Source organism: Bacteroidota bacterium (assembly GCA_039714315.1).
Taxonomy (GTDB): Bacteria; Bacteroidota; Bacteroidia; order Flavobacteriales; family JADGDT01; genus JADGDT01.
The window spans coordinates 1-9,273 of record JBDLJM010000125.1 but is presented as its reverse complement, the minus strand read 5'-3'; the positions used below and the strand labels follow the sequence as shown (position 1 = coordinate 9,273).

Genomic DNA, 9,273 nt, shown 5'->3' with positions numbered 1-9,273 from the left:
TTCCATACTCTTATCAAAAATCTTATTCTCTTCCCAAAATCCTAAGATCTCTTCAGCAACTTTAGGTAAATCTAATCCTTTATATTCTGTAAATTTCATAATCAATTTTTAATGGAACTAGGTTGTCTCTTTAATATACCTAGAAAACAGCTAAACCCTAATCAAAAGCAAGTTATGTAAATAGATTCTTTCTTGTTGTAGGAATGATCCTATTAACAAAACTCCTAGAAATTAAAGATTTGCAAAATTATAAAATAGTTTGAAATGTAGATAGATAAATATTAAAAAGAGTGACATTTTTATATAAAAATACAGTAAAAAATCAATTTTTTACGATAGGTAGTAGCTAAAACACGAAAACTTCCTGTTGATGAATGGTAATAAAGTCGGATAATGCATTTTCAATTCGGTAAGAAGAAATGCGTAACCTGTTTTTTATCGGGTTATATGAGTAATTATTAATTGCGAGTAATACCAATTATATTTCAAATCTAACAGAGCATTTTGATGTTTATTTGGTTATAAATTCCTGAAAGTGCCGTAGTTTAAAATTACGGCAATCCCAAATGTGACTAGTCCTAAAAAAAAAGAGCCGTTCAATTAAGAACAGCTCTTTTGGTTTTGTGTCAATTTCAAATCTGAAATTGGAAAATATATTAATGAATACCTTTCATCATTCGTTTAATAATCGGAGTTAAAACGATTGCAACAGCAGCTGCTATTAATGCCTGTATAGCGATAAAGCGGAACATTGGAGCTCCCTGCTCGAATCCCCAGCTATGAGCAATACTTTCCATAGCAGCAGCTAGATAATTTCCTATCGCTATTGATCCCATCCAAAGTCCCATCATGATAGAAACAATTTTTGTAGGAGATAATTTTGTAATCATTGATAATCCAATAGGAGAAATCATAAGTTCACCAAGAGTATGTACCAGATAAACAGCTACCAGCCACAATGGGCTAACCAAATTTCCGCCTGTAGCAGCACTTGCGGCAGCCGACATTACAAAGAATCCTGCTGCTAACATAATTAATCCACCTGCAAATTTAAGAGGAGTAGGAGGGTTTTTGCCTATGCGGGTAAGTTTACCCCACATAACGTCAAAAATTGGAGCAATTATAAATATAGCAATTGCATTTATCGATTGAAATGCTGTTGTAGGAATCTCCCATCCAAACAACATACGGTTTGTTTGTTCTTCAGCAAAAAGGTTGAATGTACTACCGGCCTGTTCGAATCCTGACCAGAAAACGATATTGAAAATAGCAAGGATAAATATTACAGATACTCTGCTCCATTCGGTTCTTCCCGAAGTTCCTTTAGCAATTGCAGTACCAATTCCAATTACTACTAAAGCGCCTATGATTTTTATTATAACATCGAGTGTAGATTCAGTAACTGCATCTATAAATACAACAATACCAACTGAAAGTGCTACAGCAATGATAGTGTAAAGAACAATGTCGAACCAGTCTTTTTTATTTAGAAACTGACATTCCGGTTGAACATCACATCTTGTTGGCAAGCCAACATTTAATAAGGTTTCGCGGCGGAAGAAGAACCAGAATGCCCCTAATAGCATACCTACACCGGCCATTGAGAAACCGTATTCCCATCCGTATGCAGTACCTACAGCACCGGCAGTAAGAGGAGCTATAAACGCTCCCAGGTTAATCCCCATGTAAAATATTGTAAATGCTCCGTCTTTTCTGGGGTCGTCGGCTTCGTATAATCCCCCAACAATAGTAGAAATATTTGGTTTAAAGAATCCGTTACCAATTATCAATAATGATAAACCTGAATAGAGAGCAAAGACACCTGCGTCAGTACCTCCGTCCAGTGTTGCACTATATGCCATTGTGAATTGCCCTGCAGCCATTACGAAAGCTCCAATGTATATGGCTTTCCTTTCTCCTAAAACTGCATCGGCAAGGTAGCCACCTATTATCGGAGTTACATATACCAATCCGGTGAATACCCCGTAAATTGCGAAAGCTTCGGCACGTGTCATACCAAATCCTCCATTTACTAATTCTGCTACTAAGAATAGAGTTAATAAAGCTCTCATCCCATAGTAACTATAACGTTCCCACATCTCTGTTACAAAGAGGGTATAGAGCCCCTTAGGATGCGAAGTTTTCGTAGTAGTAGACATATATTCTTATTTTGTTAAAGTATATTTTAAAATCGTGTGAAAGTAAGAAAAAATTTCGGTATTGGAGTGATTGTTCTATAATAGGTAATAAATTTCTATAAGCCGTAAATCCATTTGATGTAATACTTTGTTAGTGTTATGGTTGAATAAATGTCAATTTATAACATTTAAGTAATTATTTATGACACAACTTTCTCTATTCGTTTAATTCCCTTTTTGTTTAGAAAAATTCTGTAGCGTTTTATATATTTTTCTTCATTGTACTTAAAAACCATAACAACATTAAAGTGATAAACTTTTTCGCCTTTAACTTTTATAACTTCTTTAGATTTGTCGTTCCAGGCATAAAGTGGCAGATAAGGACTGCTCATTTTCGTTGTGAAGCGTGATACATTTAGACGCACTATATCTTTTATACCTTTTATTTCGTATTCTTTGAAAACTTTACGGAATCGTTTATTGTAGATTTTTACACGTTTGTGATAACGCATTACATTTTCTCCTTTCCAGTCGTTTTCTATTTCTGTCAGATGTTCTCTTTTTCGTATTCTTTTTACTTCAAGAGGGATTTTTTTGTCCTCTATAAAGGTGAAACTTTCCCGACATAGTCCAATTTCTTCATCGCCTGAAATGATTTTTGTTTTATTGTCAAAGAAATATTTAGACTGAATTTTGTCATTGATGTTGTTCCTGACAAGTTCTTTGATTCTGTCTTTAGCCATATAGCTAATTACGAGCATAATAAATAAATCAACAGTGAAGTTTCCGTAATATTTCTGGGATAAGAAGGCTACAGCTGTGGCGAATATCATTGCAAATCCGGCAGCCAGCGAAAAAATAACCTGTTCCATCACAACTCCTTCTTTCTCTGTTCTGGTATTGAGAAAAAGACGATCCTCTGCAAATTTTCTGAGTATTCCCCTTCTGTAGATAGTATTTTCGTTCGATTTTTTTGAGTTACTATTCATCGAAAGAATACCTGATTCTCTCTGATATATTAATTCTTTTTCTAAATATGTCGTTGCATTATGTAGTTCTTTTGAATACTTGCTCTCGTTTCTAGATAATTTGCGAATAAGAATTAAGAATTGTTTTTCTATTGAGTACGAAATGAATTCATCTCCAAATCTGAAGAGGTTTTGTTCTTTTTCCTTGACATTATCCGCTAATAATTTATCTGATAGCTTTCTGTATTTATTAACCAACTTTTCTGTTGACTTAAAAAGATCCTCGATCAGTATTTCTTTTTCTTTTGTAGATGACTTGGAAACAATTCTGCTAACCTGCTTGCTCAGTGAACTTCTGAAAATGCTGACAAACATTTTTATGTGATAGCGATATTGCTTTGCATTTTCTTTGTTTTGAATCGTTAAAAACGTATCAATGCTGTCAGTAAGTTTTTTGTAGGCAGAATCATCACCTTCAATAACTTCGTTTAAGTTATAAGCCGGAGTTAAGAAACGTATGTTTGCTTTTAAATCCTGAAAAAACTCATCTTTTGTATAAGTTGCTTTGTTGATATCAAGAGAGCGGGGAGTGTAGATATATGTATCAATGTCATAAGTGCTGAATCGTTCGTCATCCTTGTAAAGATACCCAAGGTCTATTTCGAATGATTCACCACCATGAACTCTGATTTTCTCTTTGATCATTTGTCTTTTTATGATTTTCCTGAATTGACTATGAATCGATTAATCTCCCGTTGACCCGGGTTATTAATATCACTAAAAAATATCAAAAAGACCGTTCGGAGTAATCCCCAACCATTTAAAATAAGTCATTGCCATTAGTATAGACATTCCCCATGCTATAGTTTGCATTATAATCCCATACTTAAAAGTGTCAGTCCAGCTATAATGGTCTGTAGAATATAGAAGTAATGAAGGCTTACTGTTGAATGGTAAAACGTACACATGTTCTATTAATAATGCTACAGGAAAAGCCAAACTCATTATCGAAAAATCAAATTTAGTTGCTACCCCAATAGCTATTGGAATAAAAATCATAGACCTCATGGTTTTCGACTGCATAAACAGAGCACTATATATCATAACTCCGGTAAGAATAACATACAAAACCCAAAAAGGAGTATCTGTACCCAAGCCCATTTCATCGAAAAATGCATTTACAGATATACTTGGAAGATTAGTATATTTAAATCCTGCCCCTAATGTATAAGCACCGGCAGAGAACATAAGTAAGTGCCAGGGAATATCCACATCATTCCATTCTACTATGCCTACTTTAGGCATTAAAGCTATAATAGCACCAACAAAAGCAACTGCGGTAGGGCTTACACCATGCCATTTGTCGGTTACCCAAAGTGTTAATATAAATCCAAAGATTACTAATGCCTTCATTTCTTCGAAAGAAATTTTCCCCATTTTGTCAAGTTCTTTTTGTAAACTTTCCATTCCACCGGGAATACTTGGTAATCTATCTTCTTTTTTAATCGGGAAAATTATTCTGGTTCCAACAATCCAGGCTATCAGCATTAGACCTAAGGCTACCGGAAATGCTGCTATCATCCATTCGGAAAAGAAAATATCGGTTCCTATTGCTCCGGCAATTAACGAAACCGCCAGTAAGTTTGCCCCGGAACCGGTCATAAACGACGCTGCCCCCATGTTTATTTGAAAGAGATTTTGGAGTATCAAATTTCTACCAAAATTATTTCTGTTACCCCTTGTTGCTCCATATACGGCTGCAACTATCATCATAATTGGCAATAGAATTGTTGCTTTTGCAGTTGTTGCCGAAATAAATAATGATAAAACAACATTTATCACAATAAAACTAAGCATTACAGAGGATGCATTCTTTCCAAATTTCAGGATAAACCACAGAGCAAATCTTTTTGCTACACCTGTAGCTACTAACATACTCGCCAAAACAAACGAAAGAATATTTAACCACATTACTTTATGCCCTAACTGTGCATAAGCAACTTTTTCGGGCAATACTCCGGTTAATACCAAAGCTATTATTAAAATCAATGAGGTTAAATAGTTCGGAATAGCTTCTGTTATCCACAAAATAAGAGCCGCTACAAAAATTGCAAGCATTGCTCTGTTTGCGAAAATAAACTCGGTCATCCCAATTTTATCAAAATTAGCTTTAGAAGCTATTGTCAGCGAATCGGGATCGATATTTTTTAAGAATGATAAATCTAAAAAGAACATTATCAAAAGAAAAGAAATCAGAGCTAATGGTACTCCTATAACCACTAAAATTTCTTCAAATCTGGATTTTTCTCTTACCGGAAGCTTTTCTATCCGATAATTATTCATATCCAGTACATCAAATTTTTCTTCTTGGTGTTTCAATTCAGTCATCTTTTTGTTCTTTTTTTTTTGCAAAAAAAATCCACGGCTTTTTGAGCCGTGGATTTTTCATTAAGCTAAATTACCAGTTTTTATATGGATTTTTCATCAGCATTGAGTTGTAATATTTTACATCTCCTGTTACTTCTTCTCCTAACCATTCCGGCTTGTCGAAAGCTTCATCTTCCGACGAAAGCTCTACTTCTGCAACAGTTAAACCTTCGTTTTCGCCGTAGAACTCATCAACTTCGAAAGTATGCTCTCCCGATTTTACGTTAAAACGGGTTTTGTCGATAACTCCCGGTTCACAGATTTTTAACAATTCGTTAGTATCTTCTACAGAGATTTCTCTTTCCCACTCGTAACGAGAAGCTCCAGACTCACTTCCAATCCCCTTGATTGTCATAAACCCTTTTTCTCCCTTGATACGTACACGTACAGTTCTTTCCGGAACTGATGATAAGTATCCCTGAGTGATTCTCATTTCTTTTACAGCTTCTGATTTAAAAGCATCGCTTTTAACCAAAAATTTTCTTTCTATTTCCTGTGCCATTGTTTCTCTTGTTTTTTCGTCATTTCGACTAAGCGATAGCGCATGGAGAAATCTTATAATCGTAGCTACGGGTTAAAGATCTCTCGGCTACACTGCGTTTAGCTACGCTGAATCTAAAGATTTCGCTCGAGATGACGATAAATAATATTTTACTAGTTTGCCAAAGGCTTGTTAATCCAACCAATGATTCTTTTTATTACCTGAAGATAATTTAGGTTCTCAGCAGTTTCCATACCGTTGGCTACATCATTCATTGTTTTCTTGATGTCTTCCAATTCTGTAGATTCAGAATTAATAGTACAAACTTTAGCTCCGTTGATAAGAACATTACCGAATTCGCAAATAGTATCATTTACCATGTATCCGTAACGTTGTTTGTGAACTTTTACTCCCTGCAAATCTGCATGAGCATCGATCATGGCTAAAAATTCCTCAAGAGTATAAGTGTCTTTTGTTAATTCCGGCATTTCAACCTGAAAAGCTGGGAATACATCGTTTACCAATACTTCTTTCGAAATTGGGAATTCACCTTTCATTAACGGATTCCATTGTTCCAAACCATCAACAGTTTGAACATAAGTTTTGATATCCATTTTACCATCGCGAATCTTAGTGTTGTTTATGTCGTTTGTTTTCGACATAATGTAGATTTCGTCTGATTCTCTCTCCCAAACTTTTTCCGGAACAAATCCACTTAAACGGGCCATTCTTGCATGTGCCGCATCAAAGTCCTGCCCGAATGTACGGAATTCAAATCTGGGTTTTGAAACCTCACCAATTTTCATTTCTCCTTTTGCCATGATATTTATATGTGTTTAGATTTTAATTTTGTTAAACGTTATCTTTTTCCCTTACTTAACGTTGTCTTAACATAAAGATGTTGCGAATATACATGCTTTTTTTAATGTAGCAAATACTATTTAAACTTTTAATTTACGTTCAGTTAACATTAACTTAACATTGATATTATTCAATCAGGTTGATTTTGTATAGCATGTTATTTGGGTCTGATACCAGGTATGCTTCAGTTTCTTCGTTGTTGACAACCACTCCTTCAACACCTGAAATCGGTAATTTATATTCTTTGATTTTTTGTCCGGAGTTTGTGCATTGAGTTAATGTTTTCGACTCATCGCTAACAATCCATAATTTGTCTGTTGAGCTGTTATAAAATATCCCGGAATAGTCGTAAGCAAAATTTAATTTGATTTCCGTTTGACTACCATCTGTCACAGAATATTTTATTAGTAATCCATCTGATTTCTCTTTCAGCATATAAAACACATTACGGCTTACATCGTAAGTAAGTCCCTCTAAACCACTGTTACCCGAATTGTCCAGAATATTATAGCTCTCCTGAAAAACACCTTTATTATCTAGCTTATTCAACTTCCCTTTACCTTCTTCAATCACATATATGTCAGAAGTTAACGGATTTACTGTAACTCCTTCAAAGTCATCGCCTGCAAAAGGGAGCTCTTTAATTGTATTACCTGTTAAAGAAATTTGATAAAGCATTCCACGGTCGCTTACAGTATATAAAGATTCCTTATCAGTTGAGAATGCTAAACCTGAGGGTTCTGCTATACTCAATTCATACGAATCTAATATAATTGAATAATCAACCACTATTGGTTCCGGTCGGCATGATGCCAATAATGAAAAGAATCCAACAATTATTAATCTCACTCCACTTTTCATCTGTCTACGATTTGTCTTTAATCAGTCACCTGCCTGCGTAATGCAGTCAGGCAGGGATGTAACTCGCATATTATCTTTTTTCTGTGTGAGAAAAATTTGTTCATGCCCGTTTCATCAGTTGAACTGTTTAAACATTGAATTTTATAAGTTTGCAAACTTATAAAAAATTGCCTTTTTAGAAAAAAAAAGAGCCCGTACTAAACGAGCTCTTTAGACTAAAATTTTATTACTGTACTGTATAGCTTTGCCATAGAGTAGGGTCGGCTTTAAATGCATCAGAAGTATCTGTTGCACCATTAGCAGGAGAATCATCTACAGCTAATAAAGCACCGTCTTTACCGAAATAATACTCAGAAGTTGCAGTAGCAATTCTTACATAGAAAGAAATTTTAACTCCGGAATCGCTTGTAGAACCTACAACATTCCCATCAATATCTTCTACATCCAGACCTTTCATGTTTACAGTTACACCAGTTTGAGTAAATGTAGCATCATCTTCTCCTTTTACTTTATTACCCTTAATGTACTCTGGTGAATCACCTGCTGCGTAATAAATACGAGCCTCTAATATTTCTTCATCACATGCATATTCAAGGACTACATTAATGTCGTCTGTAGCTGTAGGAGTTGCAGGGAATTCGAATTTAGATACAGATGCAGGGGCTTTTGCTGTGAAAGTGTTCCATAGTGACGGATCTGCTTTGAAGGCATCTGCTTCGGCAGGATCTCCACCGTTTGCTTCATCATCAACAATTACATTTCCTGCATTGTCATAGTAATACTCAGTTCCATTCTCTAACGCAATACGAACATAGAAAGATATTTTACTACCATCGCTTGTATTTCCGATTACTGTGCCATCAGCGTCTTCTACGTCAATATTAGCTAAATTTACAGTAACTCCTGTTTGAGTAAATGAAGCATCGTCTTCTCCTTTAATTTTGTTTGCTTTTACATAAACCGGAGAATCTCCATATCCAAAATATACACGTGCTTCCGCAATATTAATTTCAGCAGTATACTCAAGTGTAAGAGCTTCATATCCAATTGTTGGAGTAGCACTGTAAACAAGAGCCAAAGTTGGAGCAGAAACACCTCCTGCGATTGCTTTATAAGTTTCCCATTGAGTAGGGTCAGCTTTAAATGCATCAGATGCCGCAGAATCTACTCCGTCATCAGCAATAGCGTTACCATCTTTATCGTAGTAATACTCCATTCCGTTTTCTAAAGCAATACGAACGTAAAAAGATACTAATTCACCTGCAACACTAAGGTTATTACCATCAGCATCAACCATCGGAATTGTTACTCCTGTTTGAGAAAAATCGGCAAGATCTTCTCCTTTTATTTTGTTGTCTTTAACGTATGCAGGAGCGTCTCCTGTTGCGTAATATACTCTTGCCTCTACAACAGTTTCTGTAGTAACATAAGAAAGTACAACATTAACAGCTTCATCCGCTGCCGGAGCAACAGGGAAATCCAATGATAAAATAGGAACAGTTACAACTGCATCGCCATTTGAAGCTCCCTTGGTAGC

Annotated in this window: 7 protein-coding genes; all 7 read right to left on the bottom strand. The window is 35.4% G+C overall.

Annotation, left to right across the window (positions count from 1 at the left end):
- Positions 1 to 656: 656 nt before the first annotated feature.
- Complete coding sequence (locus tag ABFR62_11275; GenBank protein MEN8139000.1) at positions 657 to 2,159, bottom strand: peptide MFS transporter; 1,503 nt, start codon at positions 2,157 to 2,159, stop codon at positions 657 to 659.
- Positions 2,160 to 2,338: 179 nt separating this feature from the next.
- A complete protein-coding gene (locus ABFR62_11270) occupies positions 2,339 to 3,811 on the bottom strand; it encodes a hypothetical protein (protein ID MEN8138999.1) in 1,473 nt (490 codons plus the stop codon).
- Positions 3,812 to 3,883: 72 nt separating this feature from the next.
- Positions 3,884 to 5,494: an SLC13 family permease gene (locus ABFR62_11265; GenBank protein ID MEN8138998.1), complete on the bottom strand. Its 1,611-nt coding sequence runs from the start codon at positions 5,492 to 5,494 to the stop codon at positions 3,884 to 3,886.
- Positions 5,495 to 5,564: 70 nt separating this feature from the next.
- Positions 5,565 to 6,035, bottom strand: coding sequence for a CYTH domain-containing protein (locus ABFR62_11260; protein MEN8138997.1), 471 nt, complete (start codon positions 6,033 to 6,035; stop codon positions 5,565 to 5,567).
- 152 nt (positions 6,036 to 6,187) lie between these two features.
- Entirely contained in the window at positions 6,188 to 6,835 is a 648-nt protein-coding gene (locus ABFR62_11255; GenBank protein MEN8138996.1) for a hypothetical protein, read from the bottom strand.
- Between the two features lie 166 nt (positions 6,836 to 7,001).
- Positions 7,002 to 7,736 carry an SdiA-regulated domain-containing protein gene (locus ABFR62_11250; GenBank protein ID MEN8138995.1) on the bottom strand — a complete coding sequence of 245 codons (735 nt, stop codon included), beginning with the start codon at positions 7,734 to 7,736 and terminating at the stop codon, positions 7,002 to 7,004.
- Positions 7,737 to 7,962: 226 nt separating this feature from the next.
- A partial coding sequence (locus tag ABFR62_11245; protein MEN8138994.1) for a hypothetical protein occupies positions 7,963 to 9,273 on the bottom strand: 1,311 nt, incomplete at its 5' end.

Bases quoted from the DNA above. Each gene is read 5' to 3' on its own strand.
- ABFR62_11275 (MEN8139000.1), bottom strand. From the start codon at position 2,159: ATGTCTACTACTACGAAAACTTCGCATCCTAAGGGGCTCTATACCCTC.
- ABFR62_11270 (MEN8138999.1), bottom strand. From the start codon at position 3,811: ATGATCAAAGAGAAAATCAGAGTTCATGGTGGTGAATCATTCGAAATA.
- ABFR62_11265 (MEN8138998.1), bottom strand. From the start codon at position 5,494: ATGACTGAATTGAAACACCAAGAAGAAAAATTTGATGTACTGGATATG.
- ABFR62_11260 (MEN8138997.1), bottom strand. From the start codon at position 6,035: ATGGCACAGGAAATAGAAAGAAAATTTTTGGTTAAAAGCGATGCTTTT.
- ABFR62_11255 (MEN8138996.1), bottom strand. From the start codon at position 6,835: ATGGCAAAAGGAGAAATGAAAATTGGTGAGGTTTCAAAACCCAGATTT.
- ABFR62_11250 (MEN8138995.1), bottom strand. From the start codon at position 7,736: ATGAAAAGTGGAGTGAGATTAATAATTGTTGGATTCTTTTCATTATTG.